Below are 25,853 nucleotides of genomic sequence, written 5' to 3' on the forward strand. Positions count from 1 at the left end.
GTTTAATGCGCTATTCGTCTTTGATAATACTTACGTCGGTAAATGAAAAAAGTACTTTCCGTAATCCTATTTAGCTCGTCTATGGCCATAGCGCAGGTTAAGCCGTCAGATGACAATACCAAGAGCGATATTCGGTACAATCTTAACGAATCCGGTTCACATTATGTAAAAGTTACGTTTACGAATCAGGCCTGGTTTCGCTTCAATGATAATAACCCGGGGACCACAGTTTTGAGTGATCCCAAGTCTAGTACATTTGACATTGGTCTGCGCCGGACACGTATTCAGCTATTTGGACAGATTACCGACCGTATTTTTTTCTACACCCAATACGGGATGAACAATTTCAATAAAACGAGTGCTTTTCCATCTTACAATACAACAGGCACACCCAGCCAGAGAAAAGTCGCTGCGTTTTTTCATGACGCAGTAGGCGAATATGAAGTTCAGCGTAAAGGAACCAATTTCATTCGTTTTGGTGGCGGATTAACGATCGTGAACGGTCTTTCCCGTTTTTCACAACCTAGTATCGGAACCATTATGACCATGGATGTACCCGTATTTGCACAGGCAACGGTGGACCAGACCGACCAATTTTCAAGAAAGCTCAGCGTTTATAGCAGGGGACAAATCGGCAAATTCAACTACCGTGTTGGGCTTGCCGACCCATTCCCTATCGAGACCAATGGGGCCACTCCGCCGACGCTCAATCAGAATTCAGTGTTTTCGCAACGTAAAAATCATAAGCAGTTCGAGGCATTGTTCATTTACAACATTTTTGACACGGAAGACAACACCACACCTGGTTATATGACAGGTACTTACCTTGGAAAACGGAAGGTGCTGAACATTGAGGCGGGTATTATTTCTCAAAAGAATGCTACGTGGCGAAAGGAAGCTGTTGATACACTTTACGGCAATATGACACTTTGGTCAGTCGCGGCTTACATGGATATGCCCGTAAACAAAGTGAAGGGAACTGCTGTATCAGCATATCTGGGCTATTTTGACACCAATTATGGAAAAGGGTACCTGCGTTACAATGGTATCATGAACCCGGCAACAGGTACTTCGCAGCCAATCGCCGGCGTGAGCAGAACGCAGGGTAATGCGTACCCGATGTTCGGAACCGGTAGTGTGGTATATGCGCAGGCAGGCTATAAGCTGAAAGACGGTTTGCTGGGAAGCCAGGGCACATTAATGCCATATGCGTCATTGCAACATGCGGATTACGAAAGATTGCGGGACGGAATGAATGTTTTCAATCTTGGGGTGAACTGGCTGATTAAAGGCAACAATGGAAAAATGACATTGAACTACGAAAACAGGCCGGTATACCGTAACAGTACAGTTGCAAACGAGCTGGACAAATACGCAAGAAGAGGCTCCTGGACGCTGCAATACCAGATTTCTATTTGATGTCGAAGTGCAAAGACTTGGCAAGTCTGGGCGACCCCGTCTCCAAGACTTACCAAGTCTTTCATAATCAAAAGTTGAAATTCACCCTCGCAAAAATGTATCGTCCGTTCACGCCCATTTGCTGCACGCGGCGGGAATATACAAATCGTCCCAAACTGAAATTCCCTGAATGTGTATGCCTGTCCTGGTACACATCAAACAAATTATTAGCTCCAATCGAAAGATTGATTCCTTTCACCAGATCATAATTTAATGCGATATCGGTGACGATTTTTGCGCCAAATGTCTGGTCTAACGTCTCTTTTTGTCCGGTTAATGTATTCACAGGCCATGACTCAGGTTTGGTAGGATCGATGGTCGGGTCCCAATAACTTACTTCCCCGAAGCGTACTGCACGCAGCATGACACCAAATTTTCCAACTTTATAATTGATTGTCAGACTTTGCTTGTTTTTGGGGCTTGCTATTTCAAACCGGCTCATGTCTTCGCGATTGAAATAAGTATTAACCTGGTTGGTCTGCACCAATATGTCCGACGCGTGAATGATCGGCTTGCCGCTGGCGTCTTTTTTCACTTTGTTCTGGATAAAGGTCCCGGCCAAAACAGCTCTTATGGATTGATTGCCGGCGAATCTGGTATTATATGACAAAACGCTTTCAATTCCCCGGGAGCGGGTATCCACAGCATTTGAAAAGAAATTGGCGGTAGTTGCATTGGCTGCGGCGAGCTGTGCTTTTAGCGCTGCATTACCACCATCATTAAAGTTGTTAGTCAATACGATGCGGTCATCAATGTCAATCTGGTAAGCGTCGACCGTCAGTTCGAAAGCATTGTTGATCTGAATGGTAGTTCCGACGGTGAAGCTTTGCGAGGTTTCCTGTTTCAGTTTGGGAATACCAAGAATTTCGGCCGGTTTACTATCGTTGGTAAATGTCCCGCTTTCCTGCGCCACCTGCTGGCCGTTTTGGGTTACGAACAATGTGTTGGTTTTGGCATAGTAACGTTGCTGCAATGACGGCGCCCGAAACCCGCTGCTGGCCGATGCTCTCAGGGCGATACCGTCTGTGATCTTGTAACGCGTTGCGACTTTGTAGTTCAATGTGTTCCCAAAATCCGAGTAGTTCTCAAAACGTAGCGCGGCGCTCAGTACCCAGGCTTTGGTAATATCCTGTTCGAGATCAAGGTAGCCTGCGACGCTGTGACGGGAATGCGACCCTGCATTTTGAGGGAAGAATCCTGAAAATACCTGCGCACCTGCTGCTACTCCCGCTGCTACATCATAATTTTTGTAGGACGACTCTTCGCCGGCTGTAATCGTGTACTTGTCGGTACGTTGTTCAGCGCCCAGCGCGACATTGAGTCCGTATAGCACATCAAACTTTCTTCCCAGATCGAGATTGATCGTATTTTGGGAAAACCCATTTCCACCTGCATTAAATTCTCTTTGAATGTTCATTGCTGTGTTTACCTGCGTGTAATTCACAGAATTGGATATGGCGTAATCAAAATCATTTTTGCCAAACGTATTGCTCAGGTCAAATTTCCATTCGCCCAGTTTACCGCGAAAGCCCGCCGCCGCCGAAATGTCGGTCACGTCGCTGTTAATTTCAGGTAGAAAGCCATTTGGATAAATCGCAAGCACATTGGTTCTTACTACCGCCGGAATACCATTGGGATAGCGATAAAAACCAGCGGCATTTCCTTTCTTATGGTTATAGCCTCCGAAAGCATAGAAATCGACATGGGTACTAAGCGGAATACTCGCGTTCAAAACGACGCCACCACCCTTGACCTTTGAATTTCCAATTCGCATGTCAAAGTCATTACGGGTCAGCCCTTTGGTATTCAAGAGCTCATCATCCACAATTTTACCTCCCACTGCGGGGTAAATTTGCCCGGTATAAGTTCCGGTCCTGTTGGTCGCTTCGCGGTTTACATATTCGCCGGTAATATTCACAAAGCCTTTCTCGCCGATTTTGAAACCGTAATTCAAGCCCACCTGAGCTGTACCACCGTCCGAAATGTTAACGGACGCGTCCTTGCCGCTGTTGAGGACATAGTTTTTGTCATAGCTCGTTACGTTTTGCCCGTAGGAGACATTGCCGCTCAGGCCGGTGCGGGTTTTGAGAATAATATTGATCACACCCGCAATCGCGTCGGAACCGTACTGGGCTGCAGCGCCGTCGCGAAGGATCTCGATTTTATCCACCGCAGTAGCCGGAATAGCATTCAAATCCGTTCCGACTGTGCCGCGGTTCACGGTTCCATTCACGTTGACGAGCGAAGACTGGTGCCTTCTTTTGCCATTTACCAAGACCAGCACCTGATCGGGGCCCAACCCTCTGAGCTGTGCCGGGTCAATGTGGTCGGAACCATCGGAAATGGTTTGCCGAGACGACTGGAAGGACGGCGCGATGTAAGTCAGTATCTGGTTGATATCCACCTGGCCGACATTATTGGTGATCTGGGAAACCGGAATAATGTCGACGGGGACAGGCGAATCAATGCGGGATCGGCCGCCGCTTCGGGAGCCGGTGACCACAATTTCGCTCAGTACTTCCGACGACTCGGCCATCGATACATTCAATGTTGTGGTTGCTCCTGCTGTCACCACGGCCGGGATGATCTGAGGCGTATAGCCGATGAAAGAGACTACGATGTTGTACGAGCCTTCGCTAATGTTAATCGTGAAATTGCCGTCTGCATCTGTAACTGTTCCGTTGTTGGTTGATTGTACGAGGATCGAAACTCCTGGTAGCGCCGAGCCATTTTTTTCGTCTGTGATCTTGCCTTTAATACCTTGTGCAAATGAAGTGAGCGGGCCCAGAATGGCCAGAAGTAGAATTAAAAGATTTTTCATAAATGTGCATGTTTTAATGGATAGTTGATGAAAATGATACTTTATTGTTTTTTTATTGAATTATTAGCTAACAATTTAACCCAAATCAGAGGTAAAACCAAATACCGGTATAAAACAAAGGCCGGCCCGGAATATCCGGACCGGCCTGTATGTTAGTTAATTTATATGGTCTTACAAACTCAAAGCACCGTTCATAGAGCGAACGGCTTCCGCTGATTTTTCAAACGCCGCTTTTTCTGCATCGCTCAGACGCAGGTTAACGATTTTTTCCCAGCCGCTTCTTCCCAGTACTACCGGAACGCCCATGCAAATGTCCTTCTGGCCGTACTCACCATTGAGGTAAACGCTGCAAGGGACGATGCGTTTCTGGTTACGGACAATACTTTCAACCAATAATAAGGTAGCAGCTCCCGGCGCATACCATGCCGATGTACCGATCAGTTTCGTCAATGTAGCACCGCCTACCATTGTATCTGCAGCTACTTTTTCAAGCTGGTCGGAAGAAAGGAAACGGCTAACGGGGATACCATTATACGTAGCCAGTCTGGTAAGTGGGATCATGGTCGTGTCGCCGTGGCCACCGATCACCATTCCGTGAATATCGAGGGGTGAAACATCCATTGCCAGTGCCAGGTATGTTTTGAAACGCGCGCTGTCCAATGCACCACCCATTCCGATCAATCGTTTCTTAGGGATGCCTGACTCTTTCAGTGCCAGGTAAGTCATGGTGTCCATTGGGTTGGAAACCACGATGATGATCGCTTTGGGAGAGTATTTGAGGATATTTTCAGTAACTCCTTTTACAATTCCTGCATTGATTCCAATCAATTCTTCGCGCGTCATACCCGGTTTGCGGGGCAGGCCGGAAGTGATAACCACTACATCAGATCCTTTTGTCTTTTCGTAATCATTGGTAGAGCCAACGGGTTTGGTATTGAAGCCAAGCAATGCTGCCGTCTGGTACATGTCCAGCGATTTGCCTTCGCTCACGCCTTCTTTAATGTCAAGTAATACGACCTCCTCAGCCAGCTCACGACGAATAATATTATCGGCAGTAGTTGCACCAACGGCGCCCGCACCTACAACAGTAATCTTCATATAGAAATATGGTTAATTGTATAGAAATTAATGCTTTTTGAATTTTTTCCTAAAAGTAGGATACATAATTTGTTTAAACCAAGCGGAATGTGATTTTTTGCCGGAAAAGTCGCGGGCGTAATCCAAAATGCAATTTTTTACGTATCTTGATAGTTATATTGGCATTATAAACCACTTTTTCTTGCTTAGTATAATGAATGATGAGTCCATGATTTCACGAATTTTAAAATCAATTTTTTTTAAGAATGCCGAAGGAAAAGCTGGCCGTTATGCACAAAATTCCACACGTTTGTTCGAGCTGGCCAAGGAGGTCGTCGGGAAGCTTCAGAAGGTGGGGTTCAAGGACAACCTGTCCGAGTTTCAGAACGGGGTGCAGCTGCTGATCCGGATGGTGAGGGCTTACGCCGCTGGTGAATACAAAGGTTTACCCTGGAAAAGCCTGATCTCGATCATTGCCGTTCTGATCTATTTTGTGTCGCCGATTGACCTTATTCCTGACTTTTTGCCGGTTATAGGCATCACGGATGACGTTGCTTTGGTGGTGTGGCTCCTCAAAACATTGAGTGATGATGTGAGGAAATTCAGTGATTGGGAAAAGAATGAAAAAACGATTAATATAGGATAAAACCCACCATAGTTTTAGTTCTTATAAAAAAGAATAATTATTTTTGTAAACATTAAAAAGAAAACAGATATGGAATCAGTAACCGTTTTGGCATTTATGGGATTAGGTGGACAGGAGATCTTTTTGGTTGCCTTGTTCGTTTTACTTTTCTTCGGTGCGAAGAAAATTCCTGAATTGATGCGCGGTTTGGGGCAAGGTATCAATGAATTCAAGAACGCTACCAAAGACGTTAAGGAGAATATTGAGAAAAGCATGGAAGACCCCAAATAACGCTTCCATTCTTATACGAGGTACAACCAGAGCCTTTAAGCATCCACTTAATGGCTCTGATTCTTTATTTACAACCCCACAAAGAAATTACATTGAAAGAGTATCTGACGCTAGCCGAAATTCAGGAAGATTTGCGTGAAGGAGGTTTGACCTGCGTCAAGTTAGTGAATCATTATCTAGAAAATATTACGTCTGCGGCCCATCTCAATGCTTTTGTTGAAGTGTACGCAGACGAGGCACTGGGAGCAGCAGCGACCGTTGACCAAAAAATAAAAGACGGAACAGCCGGAAGGCTGGCCGGGCTGGTCATCGGGCTCAAAGATGTCCTTTCCTACAAAGGTCACGGCTTACAGGCCGGGAGTAAAATCCTTCAATCCTACGAAGCTCCATACACAGGCACGGCAGTGCAGCGCCTTCTCGACGAGGACGCCATTGTGATAGGAAGGCAAAACTGCGATGAGTTCGCGATGGGTTCTTCCAATGAAAATTCTTCTTTCGGGCCGGTGTTAAACGCGGCCAATAATTCTAAAGTTCCGGGTGGATCGTCAGGCGGATCGGCAGTAGCTGTTCAGGCCGGGCTTTGCCATGCGTCCCTGGGTAGTGATACCGGCGGATCGGTTCGGCAGCCGGCTGCATTTTGCGGCGTAATCGGTGTCAAGCCTTCTTATGGGCGTGTTTCCCGCTATGGTCTTATCGCTTATGCATCGTCATTTGACTGCATCGGGCCGATTACAAAATCTGTTGAAGATGCTGCCCTGATCCTTGAAATTATGTCGGGACAAGATAATTTCGACAGCACGGTTTCAAGTAAAGAAGTGCCTGCCTATTCGTCCAAAATGGAATGGAATGGTAAGGCGAAAATAGGGTATATTCGGGAAACGATTGATAATGAGGCGATTTCTTCGGAGATTCGTCAGCAGACACTGGACGTGCTGAACCGTTTACGTGCTGAGGGGCACGAGGTAACGCCGGTTGAAATGCCTTTGCTGGATTCGTTGCTGCCTACGTATTACATTCTTACAACTGCAGAAGCAAGTTCCAATTTATCACGGTTCGACGGTGTGCGTTACGGTTACCGAAGCCCTGAATCCGTGGATCTGGAAAGCATGTATAAAAAAACCCGTACCGAAGCTTTCGGTGAGGAGGTGAGGAGAAGGATCCTGTTGGGGACTTTCGTATTGAGCGCAAATTATTATGACGCATACTATACCAAGGCGCAACGCGTTAGAAGATTGGTGCGGGAGGAAACGAACCGGTTCTTTGAGCAGTTCGATTTTCTGATTTCCCCGGTTACACCTACCACAGCCTTTACGATTGGTGAAAAGACAGAAGATCCTTTACAAATGTATCTTGCTGATATTTTCACAGTGCAGGCAAACGTTGTTGGAAATCCTGCAATCGCTATTCCCAATGGAAAAGACGACCATGGAATGCCAGTTGGAATTCAAATAATGGCTCCTTATTTTGGTGAGGAAAAAATGCTGGCCTTCGCCAGCTACCTTACCGAACTGAACAAAAAGGTTGCTGTTGAATACAATACAAATCACTAGTAAGACGCAGAAAGTCAATCTGTTTTTTTATCTTGCCGGTTACAAGTGGTTGTATTTAAACCCGAGGATTTAAAAGTAAATAATCATGCCAGAATGACGAGTTGTTTCGTGGGTTGTTCTGACAGGGTTTTATGAGCAAAAAGTAAAATGTGTTAGAGATTATTCTAATTCATCAGGCAGATTTTCAGAACGTTGAAAATTCTAAAAAGGGATATTTTATCTGTATTAATTTCATCAACAGGTACTAGCCATTGAAAACCGGGAATTGATTAACCTTCAAAAAACATTTATTGATGAGGATTTCGAAAAAAGTATTGTGGCTCGGAGCCATGTGTGTTGGATTCTGGAACTCGCCGGCTGAGGCCGTCATTCCACAGGAGAAGTTAGCAGCCGAGCCAGATACACTGGAGACTATTGCTCAGGCAGAAGAAAGTTTATTACCCTACTTACCGGAAGTAGAAGAAATTGGGGCGACACCCGCTATTCCTCAGGAACTGCTGAGAGCACGGTTCGCAAAACTGGAAAGATCAATTCCGCTTACCTATCATAAGTCCTCTCATGAATTTGTAGAATATTTTATCTACAAAAAGGCAAAGTTCACCAAAACGATGATGGAGAAAATGCCCTTATATTTTCCCCTTTTCGAAAAGACACTGCAGAAACACGGACTGCCCGTTGAGCTCAAATATCTTTCCATGATTGAATCGGGCCTAAACCCAACGGTGATCTCGCATGCCAGAGCTGGTGGCCTGTGGCAATTTATGCCTGCAACCGGCCGTGAATTTGGTCTTTATCAGGATAAATATATCGACGAACGCTTCGAACCGGTGAAGGCTACTGAAGCTGCCTGTCTGTATCTGAAACAACTTTACAGGATTTTTGGCGACTGGGAACTTGCACTCGCTTCCTATAATACAGGACCAGGCAATGTAAAACGCGCCATGCGTCGCTCACACGGAACTACATTCTGGACCATTTACAATGTACTTCCACGCGAAACGCGTTCGTATGTGCCTCAGTACGTGGCGATGAACTACATGATGAACTACGGAAATGACCACGGTATATTTCCTGAGAACACAGAGTTCCAGATCCCCAATGACACCATTCATATCAACGGCTACATTGATCTTTTTACATTTTGCAAACAAAGCAATATTGATTTCGAAGAGCTTAAACAGCTGAACCCCCAGATCACCAAAACGTCACTTCCTGATATTACAAGAGATTTTGTACTGAAAGTGCCAAGTATGCAGTTTACCTATCTGGTGAGCAACAGAAACTCCATTATGGATTCCTGTACGAGGAGATACCTGCCTACCGGTGTGATGGTTGCCCGTGTGGACAGTACTACTACGGACTCGCTCGGTAATGTTAGTGCTTTCCCGTATGCGCTGGTGAGTACCGGTCAGGAGCAGAGCGATGAGCTGGAAGATCAGGATACTGAGGAAACCATTGAACGTAGCAGGACAAAAAGATCGTCCCATACAGTTCGCAGCGGAGAAAACCTGATATCAATTGCGAAAAGGTACCGCGTTACGGTTTCGGAACTGAAAAGATGGAACCATATCCGCAGAAGCAACATTAGAAAAGGCCAGCGACTGGTTATTTACAAAGAAGTAAAAGTTAAACAGCCAACCGTAAGAATTGCGTCAACGTCGTATCAAGAGCCGGAAAAACCTGTTAAGAGAAACGACAGGCATACCAAAAAGCGCTATCATACGGTTCAGAAGGGGGATACTTTGTGGATTATTTCTCAACGTTACGGGCTTGAAATAGACCAGTTGAAAAAGAGAAACAAAATAAGGGGCAATGCGATCAAGCCGGGACAAAAACTGATCATTTCTACCTAGTGAACAAGAGTCTGAAACACACATACTATTTTTATGATTGCCTACGTTAACGGAACTGTAGTCTACAAAGATCCGGCTTATGCCATTATCGATGTATCCGGAATTGGCTACGAAGTTCGCATATCTTTACAAACCTATACTTCACTTCCGGAGCTGGGGGAACGCTGCAAGTTAGTAACGTTCCTGAATATACGGGAGGATGCCCACATACTGTACGGTTTTTGGGGAAACGATGAAAAAAGGCTTTTCCTGGATCTCATTGGGATATCTGGAATCGGGCCTTCAACAGCATTGGTAATGCTTTCTTCGCTTTCTTCGTCCGAGATCCGGCAAGGAATTATAGATGAAGATCTGCGCCTGATCCAGTCCATTAAAGGGATAGGATCCAAAACTGCTCAACGAGTTATCCTGGAATTAAAAGATAAAATCCGCAAAGAGGATTTAGTGTCAACGGGTACAAAATCGGTTGGTACGTCTTCCGGCAACATTAGAAGTGAAGCGTTGGCTGCTCTTGTTACATTGGGAATACCCAAAGCAACAGCGGAAAAAAGTCTGGACGCCATTATCAAGCGTGAAGGACAGACGATCACTGTTGAAAACCTGATAAAACTTGCGCTTCGATAATCGGAACTGTAATGATATTTGGCAAAAAAATTTACGATAGTAAAATCGTGTTGATGGATTTGAGTGTAGTTACAACCTTCTCTAAATAAGTATATTACTTTGTCATCAACGATTTACTCATTTCTGTTTAAGGCAGTTAGCATTTCAGCAGGAGCGGTACTATTAGCCAATGTTTCTGTTGATAAGAATACTCTGTATACAGCCCAGACTGAGGAATGGGCGCTTCTGGCCGACACGATCATCGAGGATACCACCAGAAAGAACCTTGACAGAACGGGCAGCCAGCTGATCATGCGGTGGAAAGACTACTATTCCAACCGGATCGCGGAACCTCGCCCCAAATCACCATTTTATCTTCGCGACCCGTCTAACATTTCGACTTCCATATTGCTGGACAGCGCCGGGAAAATAGCCGTTTCTGAAAATATCCAGACACCGGCAGGCAATCTTAATTTCCGTGCACCGGAACGAATGGACCTGGAAACTTATGACAAGATCCAGGAAGACCGAGCTTTCAAAAGCCTCTTGCGTGAGTACGCGGGAAGGCAGGATGGCAAGAGTGCGATGGGCGCACGCGGGCTTTTACCGAAGCTGGATCTGCCTCCTGGAATTTCGAAATTGCTGGGTGACGATTTTGTCAACTTCAAGCCTACCGGTTTCGTTTCGCTGGATTTGGGGCTGATGCACCAATTTCTGGACAATCCGTCTATCCCTATCCGCCAGCGGCGCAATACCCAATTCATATTCAATGAGCAGATCGCCATCAACTTTGATGCGCGACTGGGCGATCAGCTGGGTTTTCAGACGAATTTCGATACGAAGGCCAACTTCAACTTTGAGAATGCGATCAAGCTGAATTATAAGAACCCGGAAGAGAGCTTTATTCGCAAAATAGAAGCTGGAAATATCAACTGGGCGATCAACAGCCAGCTTATCCCGGGAGTTCAGAATTTGTTTGGTTTAAAAACTGATCTTCAGTTCGGAAGATTGAAGGCGACATTGGTAGCTTCACAACAAAAATCGAGTAAGGAACGGATCGTGTTACGCGGTGGTGCCCAGAACCGTGACTTTGAACTTCGCGCGGATACCTACGACGAAAACCGTAACTTTTTTCTATCTCAATATTTCAGGAACATCTACGAGAGCGCGTTGCAAAACACACCGACTATTACTTCGGGTGTGACTGTAACGAGGATTGAAGTATATGTTACCAACCGCACCACAACTACGGAATCTTTAAGGAATGTAGTCGGTTTCGCGGATTTGGGTGAACCTGCGCCTTACAAATCGGCAAACCCGAGCTTGCAGCCGATCCGGTCCACTTCTCCGGCTGACAATGCGGCTAATGGTTTATACAAAACACTGTCGGATAACAACGCTTTCAGGCAGGTTGATAACACCAACAGCGCTATTACCGCCCTGGGACTCGAAAAGACGCTGGATTATGAGTTATTGCGCGGAGCGAAACGACTTATAGTGGATCGTGACTACACGTTTCATCCGCAGCTGGGCTACATTTCTTTGACCAATGCATTGAGAAACGACGAGGTACTAGCCGTTTCTTACGAATATACATTGAACGGAAGAGCATTTAAGGTAGGGGAGCTTACCGAAGATTACCAGGCCCGAAAGGACAATGAAGTAATCGCATTGAAATTGCTGAAATCATCGACGATCCGGAACAATACGAAGCTTCCGATGTGGGACCTGATGATGAAAAATATTTACTCCCTGGGAACCAGCCAAATTGAAAAACAGGGTTTTCAGTTAAGAATTATTTATAAGGATGACCAAACTGGGATAGATAACCCCAATTTACAGGAAAGTAGCATCGCCAATGTGCCGCTCATCCGTCTCGCCGGGCTGGACCGTCTTAATCCGGTGAATGATCTGCAACCCGACGGTAATTTCGACTTTGTTGACGGCATTACGATGGATAGCAAATCCGGCCGGATCATTTTCCCGGTGCTCGAACCATTTGGTACCAACCTATCCAAAAAATTTGGAGCTGGCGAGGACCAGTTCCGTAACAAATATGTGTTCAGTGAGCTGTACCGGACTACGATGATCGATGCGCAGCAGATTACGGAACGCAACAAGTTCTTTATCAAAGGTTCGTACCAGTCGAGCGGTGGAGCGGAGGTGCAGCTGCCATTTGGTGTGCTGGAAACTTCGGTAACCGTCACTTCCGGCGGTGTACCACTTTCGCCAGGCTCTGATTATATTGTCGAAGCACAGATTGGCCGGATAAGGTTGCTGAACAGCAGCGTACTGAACTCAGGGCGAGAGATCGTCATCGAATATGAAAGACCGGATATGTTCCAGAACCAAATCAGGTCATTGTTGGGAACAAGACTTGATTACCTTGTAAACCGCGATTTGAGCCTTGGATTTACGGCTATTAAATACCGTGAGAGACCGGCAGGTTTCCTAACACGTGTATCCATTGGTAATGAGCCGGTGAATAACACGATACTTGGTTTTGATATCAATTTCCGCAAGGATGTCCCTTTCCTGACCAAATGGCTCGATGCGTTGCCTTTCCTGCAAACCAAGGAAATGTCCAGTATTCAGTTCAAAGGCGAATTTGCCAAATTGCTTCCCGGCGTTTCCAAAGATGTGAATAACCGTTCATTGGTGGACGATTTTGAAGCTACGCGTACAATTTATGACCTGTCGCGTCAGCCACAGAAATGGAGACTGGCCGCTGTTCCTCCGAAATTCCGCGAGGGGTTGGATGGGAAGACGCTTAATTACGGTTACAAGCGTGCGCGTATTTCGGCCTATACAGTTGACAATATTTTTGCGGGAGCACAAGGCCTTGGAGGAGGGTACCAGCCGCCGAGCAACCTTGATGAAGCGGACAGGGCCAATTTTTACGAAAGATTATACCTGCCAACTGACATTTTCCCAAATCGTCCCATTGCAGGATTGGTTACCTATCCGCAAAATGTGCTGGATATCGCCTACTTCCCCAGCGAAAAGGGAATGTACAATTACAATGTTGACCTGAGTCCGGATGGTCTGCTGAAAACTCCGCGCCAGAATTTCGGCGCGATCAGCCGAGCGATTACTTCGGATAATGACTTTGACAATGCGAATATCGAAAGTATAGAGTTCTGGATGCTGGACCCTTTTATCAAAGGAGATAACGGAAAAGTCCGTGACGGGTTCAAAGGCGAAAACAATACGACCGGCGGAAAACTAGTATTTAACCTGGGCGATATTTCGGAAGATGTTATTCCTGATGAGCGTTATAACTTTGAAAACGGATTGCCGATCGTTCCCAAGCAAGTTGGGGTTAACGTTGACTCTACCGCCTGGGGGTATGCCACCAAATCGCAATATCTGATCAATGCATTCAGCAATGAGTCGGGGGCGCGTGAAAAGCAGGATGTCGGTTTGGACGGTCTGAGTAATGCGGAGGAAAGAACGTTTTTTAAACAATATATAGATCGGTTGCCAGCAAACCTGACTGCTGACGCGAGGGAAAGAATAATCGCGGACCCTTCTGGTGATGATTTTAAGTTTTTTCTGGGAGCGGAGCTGGATAGTGCTAATCTGAAAGTATTGCAGCGTTACAAAAGCTACATCGGGATGGAAAACAACTCTCCCGAAAGTTTGGGAAGATCTGCGAATGTAACGCCCGCATCCACCAATGTCCCCGACGCTGAGGACATGAATGTGGATAACACGATCAACGACAATGAGTCTTATTACGAATACGAAATTGATCTGAAACCGGACCAGCTTGCAATTGGTAACGGATACATTGTGGATAAAACCATGACAGACGGCCAGAACTGGTACTTGTTCCGTGTGCCTATCAAAGAATTTTCAGGAATAGTGGGCAGTATGAATGGTTTTAAATCCATTCGGTTTATGCGAATGTACCTGACTGATTTTCAGCAGCCTGTCGTATTGCGCTTTGCACAGCTTCAAATGGTTGGTCAGCAATACCGCAAGTATACTTCCAATCTGGATGCGCCGGGATTACAGGAAGTGCCTGAGCCGTATGACGCTAAATTCACGGTTGGAACTGTCAGTATGGAAGAAAACAGTTCTGCCAGCGCCGGGGCTAACAAGTACATTTATCAGATTCCCCCGGGTTGGAAACGTGACCAGGACAATACGCAACGACCTCCATTGTTGCTCAATGAGCAGTCGATGAGCCTTTGCGTGACCGATCTGCGTGATGGCGATTCCCGTGCTGTGTTCAAAAATGTAAACCTTGACCTTTTGTTCCGCAAAAGACTTCGGATGTATGTGCACATGCAGAACGAGCAAAATGAAGACGGAATGGTGGGTGCATTCATGCGGATTGGTACTGACCTTACGCAAAACTATTACGAGATCGATCTTTCGAAATTGCAAGCGACCCGGCCTGATGTTAGTGTGGCGGAAAGTGTATGGCCCGAAGGCAACGAGATTAACATTGCCCTGGCGGACCTGATCAACGCCAAGGCGCAGCGAAACAGGCAACTGGACAAAAACCTGAGCGTACCATACACAGTTACGACGGCCGACGGGCGATATAAACTGACTGTTGTCGGAAACCCGGATTTGAGTTCGGTAAGAGTGATGATGATCGGGATGCGTAACCCGAAATCAGTGGATGAACGTTCCAAAACGTTCTGTATCTGGGTGGATGAAATGCATGTGGAAGGCTTTGACGAAACGGGCGGAATCGCTGCTATCGCTCAATTGAATGCGAAATTGGCGGATTTTGCAACATTAACTGCTTCCGGCAGGTTGGAAACATTCGGTTTCGGAAGTGTTCAGCAGCGGATCGGAGAGCGTTCGCGTAACTTCACGACTGAGTATGGTGTTTCTTCCAACATTGCTCTGGACAAGCTGCTTCCTGCCAGCTGGGGTTTTAGCATACCATTGTTTGTGAGCTACGACCGGCGAAACGTCAAGCCACATTTTGACCCGCTGGACCCTGATACGCCTTTGAATACCTCATTGGACAATCTCCTTTCGGACGAGGAGCGGGACGGTTACCGGCGAATGGTGGAGGAAAATGCTGTCAAACGAGGGATCAATTTCTCCAATGTCCGAAAGATCAAGACGAAACCCGGGGCGAAAAACCACTTTTTTGACTTCGAGAATTTCTCCTTTACCTATGCTTTTAGTGATGATAAGCGGCGGAACATTCTCACGCAGGAGTACAACCAGCGGATGTACCGCGGGGGAATTACGTATGCGTACAGTAGCCAGCCCAAACCGATGGAGCCATTTAAAAACTGGAAAGCGACCAGTCGCTGGGCGGAGCTGATCAAAGACATTAACCTGACACTGCTTCCCAATATGGTGCAGGTGAGTACCGATGTGGATCGTCGCTTCCTGAAAACGCAGCTGCGCAATGCTGACCTGACTACCGATGGAATTCAGCCATTGTATGAAAAGTATTTCTGGTTTAACCGCTACTATGACTTTGGCTGGAACCTGACGCGGAACATGACGCTGACCTACAAAGGCGTTGCCAACTCGATCATTGACGAGCCGATGGGCGATATCAATAGCGCAGAGAAAAAGGATTCATTATGGAACAATTTCAAAAAACTGGGAAGGATCAAGAATTTTGACCAAAGAATAGATCTCACATATAGGCTTCCTTTGGACAAAATACCGCTGACAGACTGGATGACGGCCGATTACAAGCATTCCGTTACCTACCAGTACCAGGCCAATGCATTGGGATTGAAAGACACGACAGGCTTGCCTTTCGGGGACATTATCAGGAACAGCCGCGAGCGGGGCATAACCGGAAAGGTGGATTTTGTATTGCTTTATAACAAACTGCGTTACCTGAAATTTGCAAATACGCCGTCAGTTGCCAGGAAGAATTTTGCAAGAAGCCCAGGTGATATCGAGGACATTGATATGCGCACTACCGACATTTTGAAAACGGTAACACGCGCCCTGATGACGGTAAGGGGAATTAATGTCAGCTATTCGGTACTGGAAACTACTGCATTACCGGGCTATCTCCGCGCCCCGAAATATTTTGGAATAGACAATACCAATGCACCGGGCTTGCCATTCGTACTCGGTCAGCAGGACAGGAATTTCCAGATCAAGGCGGCAGAAAAGGGGTGGATCACCAAGAGCGAGCAGCAGAATATGCCTTTCCAGCAAACCATTGCCAAGAATTTCTCTGCCAATACAACTTTGGAACCATTCAAGGATTTCAGGCTGATCATTGAGGCCAGGCTAACCCGGCAGGATGCTTATCAGGAGTTTTACCGTCCGAATACCGATGGTGATTTTGTATCTCAAAGCCCGCTCAGAAATGGTCAGTTCAGTATGTCGTTCATGTCTTTCAGGACTGCTTTTGCAAAGATCAGGAAGGATAATTCTTCGCCGGTGTTCGACAAATTCAGAGCATATCGTGCCATTCTGATGGAACGGCTGAACAATGAGAACAATAGTGGAGGAGAGTATAATGAAACTTCGCAGGACGTTCTGATCTCGTCATTCTTTGCTGCATATACCGGAAAAGATCCGAAAACGGTGCGTACCAATCCATTTTTGAAATTCCCGATGCCGAACTGGGATCTGAGCTACAATGGTTTGTCGCAGCTACCTGCTTTCAAAAAGCTGTTCAGCTCATTTACATTGAAACATAAATACATGTCCAATTATAGCGTGGGTAACTTCACGTCGTCGCTGGATTATGAGGCGTTATATGTGAACCTGGCTGTAACCGGCTACCCGCTGTCGTCAAGACTAAATGATCTGGGCCAGTATATCCCGGTGTTTGCAATGAGTACCATTACATTATCTGAGAAGTTCCAGCCGCTGGTGGGCGTGGAGTTCAGGACGCAAAGCAGGGTCACCGCACGGGTAGAGTATAACCGTGACCGTACGATTGCGCTTAACCTGTCCAATTCTCAGGTTGCGGAACTGTTCAATCAGGATGTGACGGTAAATATTGGGTTTACCAAAAACAATGTACCGCTGCCCTTCAAGATCAATGGCGTAAAGAAGAAACTGAAGAATGATATGACGATGCAGCTCGCACTTACATTCCGCGATACGAGATCGATCCAACGTAAATTTGACGGTGAAAACATTCCTATTGCAGGAAATATCAACTTCCAGCTGCGGCCAACCATTAATTATATGGTTAACAACCGGTTAAGCGTCCAGTTTTACTTTGATCGTACATTCAATGATCCGCTGGTTTCCAATTCCTTTTACCGGGCAAGTACTTCGGGAGGGGTGCAGTTGAAATTCAATTTGGCAGAATAATATTTCGATTTGGAAATTACACGCTACATCTTGTAATTTGCGGTTCAAAGATATTTACAACTTACCTTTTTAATCATGGATTTCCCGTCAGAACTTAAGTATACAGAAGATCACGAATGGATTCGTATTGAAGGAGATACGGCAATTATTGGAATTACAGATCATGCTCAGAACGAATTAGGTGATATTGTGTATGTTGACATCAACACTGTCGGAGATGCGCTTGACAAAGGGGAAGTTTTTGGTTCAGTAGAAGCGGTGAAGACGGTTTCTGATCTCTTTATTCCAGTGGCTGGTACAGTGGTTGAAGTGAATGAAGAACTGGACGCTGAGCCCGAACTCGTTAATACAGATCCTTACGGCCGTGGCTGGATGGTAAAAATAAGTTTGGCAAATCCTGGTGACGTGGATGGCTTGTTATCCGCCGAAGACTACCAGAAATTTATAGGTGCCTGATATTAGGTTGAAGCTCCGGTTGGAGCTTTTTTTTTGAAACCGGCAGTACCAGATGTATTCCGGCTATTAGTTTAAAGAAGATATGAAATTGTTAATTCGCTCTGTTCGCATTGTTGATAAAAAATCCCCGTTCAACGGTCAGGTGAAGGATATCCTGATTGAAGGCGGAAAAATTAAGAAAATTGGAGACGGCCTCGAAGCCGATGGGGCCGAGGCTAGGGAAGGAAGCGGTTTGAGCGTATCCGTCGGGTGGATCGATATGCGGGTAGCCTCGCGTGACCCGGGATTTGAACACAAAGAAGACCTTAATTCAGTCAGGATTGCTGCTTCGCGTGGCGGGTTTACAGAAATAGTACTGTTGCCTAATACCGAACCGGTGGTTCATAGTAAAGATACCCTTAATTACATTCGCCAGTCGGGCGCAGGTGGGTTGGTAAAATTACACGTGGCCGCGGCGGTGACCCGCAAAGCGGAAGGTGTGGATTTTACTGAAATGATCGATCTGCACGAGGCGGGCGCCATCGCTTTTACGGATGGTGAGCATCCGGTGCAAAATGCGGACTTATTCCTGAAAACCATACTGTACCTGCAGCCGTTGAATGCATTGCTGATGAACCGGCCGGAAGACAGGCAACTGACTTTGTACGGGCAAATGCACGAAGGTGTCACAAGCACATTGATCGGCATGAAAGGCATTCCGTCGCTGGCTGAGGAAATGATGCTGACCCGCGATCTGAAATTGCTTGAATATGCTTTGGAAAAAAGCATGTACAAATCTGCCACACCTGCATTACACGTTTCGTTGATATCGACGAAGCAGGCGGTGGGCTTGATCCGCGAGGCGAAGACAAAAGGCCTGCCGGTGACCTGCGATATTGCGGCACATCAGCTGGCGTTCCTGGACAAGGATCTGATTGATTTTGATACCAATTTGAAAGTGAACCCACCTTTCCGTTCAGAATCTGACCTGAATGCATTGAAAGAGGGATTAGCCGACGGTACGATCGACGCCATCGTGTCGGATCACAATCCACATGACGAGGAGAGCAAGAATCTCGAATTTGATCATGCAGATTTTGGGATGACAAGTTTGGAGACCACGTTTTCAACAGCCCTCGAACACAGTGGGCTGAGCATTGAGGATATTGTTGAAAAACTGACCAATGCACCAAGACATATCCTCCGGCTGGCGGAGATCGGCGTTGAAGAGGGAGGCATTGCTAATCTGACTTTCTTCGAAGCGGAAACGGAATGGGGTTTTAACAAAAGCTACTCGAAATCGAAAAATACGCCATTTTTGGGCAAGAGGCTGAAAGGCAAAGTAAGAGGGGTGATCAACAATGGAAAACAAGAGTGGTATTCATGAAATCAATTATTGCATATTTTAATAAACCCATTTTAAAAATTTCCCTGCTTTTTGGCCTGGCGACAGGTTTGCTGGTTTTTGTATTTTTCCTGGGGCTGTACCTGATGGACATTGTGCCACTGGGCAACAACAAAATCCTGGACTTTGGTATCCATATCATTTTGATAGCCGGCGCATGCTGGTACTATCGCAAGAAGGTCGGAAATGGCTTTCTGCATCTTTGGGAAGCATTGACCATCGGTTATGTAGTCAATACGATCGGGGCATTGATAGCGGGCTGGCTCATTTACTTTTTCGTGACTTACATTGATCCCTCCGTGTTTACAAACTATCTGGGTGAAATGAAGACATTGATGCTGGCAGGCAAGGCTGAACTGGTGAAGAACATCGGAGAAGCGGAATTTGCTAAAATGTACAATGGGGTCGGCAGCATGGAGCGGTCTGAAATTATTATGGATGAGGTCAGCAAAAAAACGGTGATGGCCATTATCCCGATACTGGTCATTTCGCTCATATTCCGAAAGCAGGATTATGGTTTGTATCAAAATAAATAATGATATTAGTGACATAGGAACGTTCTCAACAATCTCTTAACATCATTTTGGAATGGAAGAAAAAACATCTACTGCCCGCGTTGCGCTGAAATACGGAGTACTGGCTTCGGTGGTGATCATGATTTATTCTACGATCATTAACATTGCAGGAATGTCTCAGAACAAAATGTTATCCTCACTTTCCTTCATTTTCATGATAGTCGCCATTGTGTTGGCGATGAAGGATTTCAGGGAACAGAACAAGGGTTTCATGTCGTATGGTGAAGGGCTTGGCCTGGGCACATTGGCGTCGGCCGTGATGGGCTTGCTGAGTTCCGCATTTGCGATGTTCTATATGCAGTTCATTGATAATACATTGCTTACCCAGGGAATGGACAAGGTGCGGGAAGACATGGAAAAGAGAGGGTTGGACGATTCGCAGATAGACCAGGCGATGGAACTTTCCCAGAAAGTGATGTCTCCCGGAATCGTTTTTGTGATGGGGGTTTTCGGGTACATCATCATGGGCTTTGTGATTTCCCTGATCGTAGCAGCGATTATCCGCAAGGATAAGCCTGTTTTTGAATGATCCGTCTGAGGTCTGAGCAAATTTAAACCCACTGAAACAGTGTTCACAATATTCCGGAAAGAAATAGGCAGCTTCTTCAACTCTCTGATCGCCTATATTGTAATGGCCGTATTTTTGACTGCCATTGGACTGATCGTCTGGGTATTTCCTGAATCCAATATACTTGACTACGGCTATGCTGATCTGGGCTCGTTTTTTAGCCTGGCACCCTATGTTCTGATTTTCCTGATTCCTGCCATTACCATGCGTTCCATCGCTGAGGAAGCACGGACGGGAACGCTTGAATTGCTTCTTACAAAACCACTTCGAAACAGTGATTTAGTCCTTGGTAAGTTCTTCGCCAACTGGGCGCTGGTACTGATCACTTTGCTCCCCACGACGATCTATTACTACAGCGTTTACAAACTAGGGAACCCGGAAGGAAGTATCGATTCAGCTGCGGTGGTGGGGTCGTACATTGGACTTTTGCTTTTCAGTGGGGTGGTGGTTTCAATGGGTATCTGGTCGTCATCATTGAACGAGAATCAGATCGTGGCCTTCATCATTGGCGTGTTTACAGCATTCATTTGGTATGTCGGTTTTAGCTCGGTTTCTGCATTGTTTGGAACAGGAATAGTGGCGCAAATACTGTCCTGGGTCGCGCTGGACCAGCAATACGTTGCGCTGGGCAAGGGTTTGGTCGACTCACGCAATGTGGTTTACCTGCTGAGCCTGATCGCTTTTTTTAACTTTCTGACCCTCTGGAAAGTAGAACAAATGAGAAAATGAATCCTTTTTAGCAGCGCCGGTAATTGTTTGATCCAAAGCAGGTGTGTTGATCGTATATGATAAAAACACACTAGCGATGACGACTTTAAACGCCCGGTGGGGACTACCATCAGCGCTGCCAATTTTGATAATATTTGGTGGATTTCAGACGGAGGCAATTAATTATAATGCCCATGCCTGGTTCTTCCGAAATTTTATTAGATTGCCAGTAAGTAATGTACAATTAAATGTTAAACAACTCTTGGCGACCAACAAGGTAAAATACTCGGAAGAGGAATTGGTGCTAGCTCTGAAAAGAAACGAGCAAACCGCCTTTGAATTCCTGTACGACCATTACTCAGGAGCTTTGTTTAATATCATTTCAAAAACGTTGAGGGACGAGGAGAGAGCCGCAGATGTGTTACAGGAATCCTTTCTAAAGATATGGAAAAATATTGCTTCCTATAATCCGGAAAAGGGACGACTGTTTACATGGATCATGAATATCGCCCGAAATGGTGCGATTGACGCGGCCAGAGCGGAAGGTAGAAAACCGGCGATGGATGATATCGAAAACAGGGCTGTCCTGAATGAACGGGATGTGTATGAAGATTCGCAGACCGTCAGTTCGGAAATGAAAGCAATCGTTGATATGCTCAGGCCCGAGAGAAAGATTCTCATTGATATGGCTTATTTTCAGGGCTATACCCATGAGGAAATTTCAGAGGAGCTGAGTATCCCTTTGGGTACGGTAAAATCGAGGATCCGAACCGCATTACACGAGTTAAAACAATACTTTGCAGTATGAATATCCAAGCCTACATAGAGTCCGGTATATTAGAGGAATATGTATTGGGCACTGTTTCTCCTCAGGAAAAACAGGAGGTGGAGTGTATGTCTCATATTTACCCTGAGATAAAAGAAGAGCTGTTGCGAACTGAAAGTGCTTTGGAAGAATATGCACTGAAACATCAGACTCCGCCACCAGCATCTTTAAAAGAATCGCTTTTTGCCAAAATGAATTTTGATTCCGTTAAAGATATAGATGATACACAAGCCGATGAACTGACAATTGGAAAAACTGAGCAGGTATCTGACGAAACTCCGGGCATTTTACAGCCTGTGAATACCGAAGATCCGAAGGTAATTTCAAATGTATTCGACAGGGTCGAAACGAGGGAAGTAACACCTTTCTGGGCTAAACTGGCGGTTGCAGCAGCAGTATTGCTGGCGATGTTTGCAGGATGGTCTGCTATTCAAATGACCGAGTACAAAGGCAGCAATGAGCAATTGGCCGGTGAAATGAATGAGATGAAGGCGGAAATGGCTGGTTTGAAGCAGGGATTTGACTACAATCATTCACTGGCAGGCCTTTACAGTGATCCGAGTTATAAAGTCGTAAAAATGGCTGGCATGCCCAAATCTCCCGAAAGCGCAGTGTCTGCATTCTGGAACCAGCAAACGAACGAGGTGTACGTAGACGTGCAAAAGCTCCCGGCAGCTCCGGCGGGCAAGCAGTACCAGCTTTGGACGATCGTGGATGGAAATCCAGTAGATGTGGGAATGCTCGATAACCAGTTTTCAGGCAAGGTTTTAAAAATGAAGGAGACCAAGCCCGGTGCAGTAGCATTCGCGATCACGCTTGAAAAAGAAGGAGGCGTACCGTCGCCGACTATGGAACAAATGTATGTAATGGGGAAAGTGAGTTGATGTATGAAGCGTCGTAGTTTTTTAGGAAGTATCGCACTCACCAGTGCATTAGTAAATAACAACGAAGGTCCGGCTGCAGAGTCCGGGCCTTTTTTGCGTGAAAATAAGTCGAAGGAAACACTTTCGGCTGATGTAGTAGTCGCAGGTGCGGGACTCGGGGGCTGCGCGGCTGCGCTGGCTTCTTTGCGGAATGGCTTGTCGGTGATCCTGACGGAGGAAACGGATTGGATTGGCGGCCAAGTGTCGCAGCAGGGAGTACCGCCGGACGAGCATCAATGGATCGAAACGCACGGCGCTCCGAGGGCTTACCGTGATTTTCGCAATGCGGTAAGGCAGTATTACATCAGAAACTACCCACTGACAGCCGAAGCCAAAAGCCGTAAAAACCTGAATCCCGGAGATGGAGCGGTTTCCAGGTTATGCCACGAACCGCGCGTTGCGGTGGCGGTTTTGAATGATATGCTGGCGCCGTACATTAGTTCGGGGAAATTGACATTGCTTTTGGAGCATAAAGTAGTCTCCGCGGAAGTGAAAGGTAACCAGGCGAAATCATTGGAATTTGTCAATACCAAAAGCAAAGCCCGGGTAACCCTTGCTGCACCCTATTTTGTAGACGCTACCGAGCTTGGCGATCTGCTGCCGGTAACAGGTACCGAGTTTGTAACGGGTACCGAAGCCAAAAGCGAAACCAATGAATTACACGCACCCGAGAAAGCAAATCCCGACAACGTACAGGCATTCACCGTTTGCTTCGCGATAGACTATCAGCCCGGAGAGAACCATGTGATCGACAAACCGGCGGAATACGATATCTGGAAGAATTACATCCCCAAAATGACGAAGCCCTGGTCTGGAAAGCTGCTCGACCTGTCATACTCCAATCCCAAAACATTGGAACCCAAAGAACTCGGTTTTCACCCGGAAGGCATTGCTACCGGCGATAAACTGAACCTTTGGAACTACCGCAGGATCATCAGCAAGGCCAACTTCACACCAGGCACGTACAAAGGCGACATTACGATCGTAAACTGGCCGCAAAACGATTATTTCCTCGGTAACCTGATAGGCGCGAATGAGAAGGAATTTAACAAGCATTTTGAAAGAGGCAAGCAGCTGAGTTTGTCGCTGCTATACTGGCTGCAAACCGAAGCCCCTCGCCCCGACGGCGGCAAAGGCTGGCCAGGAATACGGTTGCGCAAAGACATCATGGGTACCGAAGACGGCCTGGCCAAATATCCTTACGTAAGAGAATCGCGGCGCATCAAAGCCGTTTTCACCATCAAAGAAGAACACGTAGGAGCCGCCAACCGCGAAATGGCCGTAGCAAACGGCGCCCCAGGCCCGAAAGACAAAGCCGCCGAATTCCACGACAGCGTAGGCATAGGTTACTACCACATAGACCTCCACCCAAGCACAGGAGGCAACAACTACATCGATTTCGCATCACTACCCTTCCAAATCCCACTAGGAGCATTACTGCCCGTGAGAATGGAGAATGTACTTCCTGCTAATAAGAATATCGGTACTACGCACATTACGAATGGCTGTTACCGGCTGCATCCGGTGGAATGGAGTATTGGGGAGGCTGTGGGGTTGCTGGTGAAGTTTGCTATTGGGAAAAAGGTTAGTCCGCGGGTTGTGCGGGAGAGGAAGGAATTGTTGGCTGGGTTTCAGGAGTTTTTGAAGGGGGAGGGGGTTGAGTTGGCGTGGCAAGGATAAGATTTGCCGAATTTTTTAGTTTGGTAAATTTATAGTAACGCTGGTAATTCAAGTAAATTTAGAAATTCCAATTGATGTTGTCTCTTTAAGGAAGAAATAATGTTGTACTTAGACAATGATGAATATGCGATAAAGGTGATTATATCGCTGAACTTTTTGAATATCGATTGTTTATTTTGAAGTAAATGAAAAAATATTAAAATCTCTCTTTCATAAATTTCATGAGCGTTTTTATTAGTTATTCCTCAAAGGATCACGAGTTTGCTGACAGACTCGCATTGGCTCTTGTTGCTAAGCGAATCAAGGTTTGGTTGGATAAATGGGAGATGCAGCCTGGCGATTCATTATTAGATAAAATCCAAAATGGACTGACTGATTCGAGTTACTTGTTGGTAGTGTTATCGAAAAATTCAGTTGAAAGCGAGTGGTGTAAAAAAGAATTGAATTCTGGGTTAATGCGTGAAATAGAAGAACGGAAAGTTCACATCATTCCCATCATTATTGATGATTGTAAAGTGCCGGTTTTTCTCAGGGAAAAGGTTTACGCTGATTTCAGAAAGGAGTTTAAAGATGGCTTTGACGAATTGATTCGCCCTTTATACAAACTCTTTTCAGAAAATATGGGAAGGAAGGTGAGCGGCGATTTTATAATTGACTACGCTTTCAATTGGGGAAAGAGAAACGGGTTTTACTTTTTGGACATCGACTTAATAACCTGGTACCAGTCTCAAAGTAAATCGCTCCTAATTCAGCTACACTTGACAGGTAATAATGAAGCTACGAAAAAGTTTGATGCTTATTTGGCCGCAGGAGTTCCTTTTGTAATGCGAGAAATCGTGACATCGTCACTTAGGTCTTCCGAAAAAATAAGTGCATTAAGATTCTACATACAGTCCGATAATCCTCATATTGCACATACTAAAATAGGCGATCCTAAGACGAATACAAATTTTGACCTAAACATCCGAGCCGTTCAAATGGGAGTGGATAACAATATGGCTATACTCCTAGATCTAGTCGATTATTTAAATATAATGGCGGAAGAGTCGGAGCAGCGGATGCGAGAAGATATGCTAAAATTTAGAGCAATATAATAGTATAAAGAAGCCTACGACGGGCAAAATCAACTTAGTTAACGCTTTACAGCATGTTTGTTCGCCCTGTAAAGCAGCTATTA

The 25,853-nt window shown here is 45.9% G+C and carries 18 protein-coding genes; 16 read left to right on the top strand and 2 right to left on the bottom strand.

What is annotated here, in order from left to right:
* Positions 1-42: 42 nt before the first annotated feature.
* Positions 43-1,419 (top strand): hypothetical protein, encoded by a 1,377-nt coding sequence (locus ON006_RS28940; RefSeq protein WP_244821662.1) that lies wholly within the window; start codon positions 43-45, stop codon positions 1,417-1,419.
* Positions 1,420-1,486: 67 nt separating this feature from the next.
* Here the strand turns inward: ON006_RS28940 and ON006_RS28945 are convergent, their stop codons facing one another.
* Entirely contained in the window at positions 1,487-4,279 is a 2,793-nt protein-coding gene (locus tag ON006_RS28945; protein ID WP_244821663.1) for a TonB-dependent receptor, read from the bottom strand.
* A gap of 171 nt (positions 4,280-4,450) precedes the next feature.
* Positions 4,451-5,377: a malate dehydrogenase gene (gene mdh, locus ON006_RS28950; protein ID WP_244821664.1), complete on the bottom strand. Its 927-nt coding sequence runs from the start codon at positions 5,375-5,377 to the stop codon at positions 4,451-4,453.
* Between the two features lie 208 nt (positions 5,378-5,585).
* Between mdh and ON006_RS28955 the strand changes: the two genes are divergently transcribed.
* The 15 genes from ON006_RS28955 to ON006_RS29025 all read left to right on the top strand — a co-directional run bounded on the left by ON006_RS28955 (position 5,586) and on the right by ON006_RS29025 (position 25,770).
* Entirely contained in the window at positions 5,586-6,002 is a 417-nt protein-coding gene (locus tag ON006_RS28955) for a YkvA family protein (RefSeq protein WP_244821665.1), read from the top strand.
* Between the two features lie 69 nt (positions 6,003-6,071).
* Positions 6,072-6,272 carry a Sec-independent protein translocase subunit TatA/TatB gene (locus ON006_RS28960; RefSeq protein WP_026631334.1) on the top strand — a complete coding sequence of 67 codons (201 nt, stop codon included), beginning with the start codon at positions 6,072-6,074 and terminating at the stop codon, positions 6,270-6,272.
* Positions 6,273-6,364: 92 nt separating this feature from the next.
* Positions 6,365-7,822, top strand: a complete 1,458-nt coding sequence (gatA, locus tag ON006_RS28965) for an Asp-tRNA(Asn)/Glu-tRNA(Gln) amidotransferase subunit GatA (protein ID WP_244821782.1) — start codon at positions 6,365-6,367, stop codon at positions 7,820-7,822.
* A gap of 293 nt (positions 7,823-8,115) precedes the next feature.
* On the top strand, positions 8,116-9,675 hold the full coding sequence (locus ON006_RS28970; protein ID WP_244821666.1) for a lytic transglycosylase domain-containing protein: 1,560 nt from the start codon (positions 8,116-8,118) through the stop codon (positions 9,673-9,675).
* A 33-nt stretch (positions 9,676-9,708) separates the two neighbouring features.
* Positions 9,709-10,299: a Holliday junction branch migration protein RuvA gene (gene ruvA / locus ON006_RS28975; RefSeq protein WP_244821667.1), complete on the top strand. Its 591-nt coding sequence runs from the start codon at positions 9,709-9,711 to the stop codon at positions 10,297-10,299.
* 99 nt (positions 10,300-10,398) lie between these two features.
* Positions 10,399-17,556, top strand: a complete 7,158-nt coding sequence (gene sov / locus ON006_RS28980; protein ID WP_244821668.1) for a T9SS outer membrane translocon Sov/SprA — start codon at positions 10,399-10,401, stop codon at positions 17,554-17,556.
* 75 nt (positions 17,557-17,631) lie between these two features.
* On the top strand, positions 17,632-18,012 hold the full coding sequence (gene gcvH, locus ON006_RS28985; RefSeq protein ID WP_244821669.1) for a glycine cleavage system protein GcvH: 381 nt from the start codon (positions 17,632-17,634) through the stop codon (positions 18,010-18,012).
* A gap of 82 nt (positions 18,013-18,094) precedes the next feature.
* Positions 18,095-19,378 (top strand): dihydroorotase, encoded by a 1,284-nt coding sequence (locus ON006_RS28990; RefSeq protein ID WP_244821670.1) that lies wholly within the window; start codon positions 18,095-18,097, stop codon positions 19,376-19,378.
* Positions 19,375-19,932: a DUF4199 domain-containing protein gene (locus tag ON006_RS28995; RefSeq protein WP_244821671.1), complete on the top strand. Its 558-nt coding sequence runs from the start codon at positions 19,375-19,377 to the stop codon at positions 19,930-19,932. The genes ON006_RS28990 and ON006_RS28995 overlap by 4 nt, the downstream gene beginning before the upstream one ends.
* 52 nt (positions 19,933-19,984) lie before the next feature.
* Positions 19,985-20,500 (top strand): DUF4199 domain-containing protein, encoded by a 516-nt coding sequence (locus ON006_RS29000; protein ID WP_244821672.1) that lies wholly within the window; start codon positions 19,985-19,987, stop codon positions 20,498-20,500.
* Between the two features lie 39 nt (positions 20,501-20,539).
* Positions 20,540-21,268, top strand: a complete 729-nt coding sequence (gldF, locus tag ON006_RS29005; RefSeq protein ID WP_244821673.1) for a gliding motility-associated ABC transporter permease subunit GldF — start codon at positions 20,540-20,542, stop codon at positions 21,266-21,268.
* Between the two features lie 241 nt (positions 21,269-21,509).
* The gene (locus ON006_RS29010) at positions 21,510-22,055 is read left to right on the top strand and encodes an RNA polymerase sigma factor (RefSeq protein WP_244821674.1); all 546 of its coding nucleotides are present in this window, start codon (positions 21,510-21,512) and stop codon (positions 22,053-22,055) included.
* The gene (locus ON006_RS29015; protein ID WP_244821675.1) at positions 22,052-22,957 is read left to right on the top strand and encodes an anti-sigma factor; all 906 of its coding nucleotides are present in this window, start codon (positions 22,052-22,054) and stop codon (positions 22,955-22,957) included. The genes ON006_RS29010 and ON006_RS29015 overlap by 4 nt, the downstream gene beginning before the upstream one ends.
* A 3-nt stretch (positions 22,958-22,960) precedes the next feature.
* Positions 22,961-24,676, top strand: a complete 1,716-nt coding sequence (locus ON006_RS29020) for an FAD-dependent oxidoreductase (RefSeq protein ID WP_244821676.1) — start codon at positions 22,961-22,963, stop codon at positions 24,674-24,676.
* Between the two features lie 221 nt (positions 24,677-24,897).
* Complete coding sequence (locus ON006_RS29025; RefSeq protein WP_244821677.1) at positions 24,898-25,770, top strand: toll/interleukin-1 receptor domain-containing protein; 873 nt, start codon at positions 24,898-24,900, stop codon at positions 25,768-25,770.
* Positions 25,771-25,853: the final 83 nt, after the last annotated feature.

Origin of the sequence: Dyadobacter pollutisoli, assembly GCF_026625565.1 — a bacterium.
Taxonomy (GTDB): domain Bacteria; phylum Bacteroidota; class Bacteroidia; order Cytophagales; family Spirosomataceae; genus Dyadobacter; species Dyadobacter pollutisoli.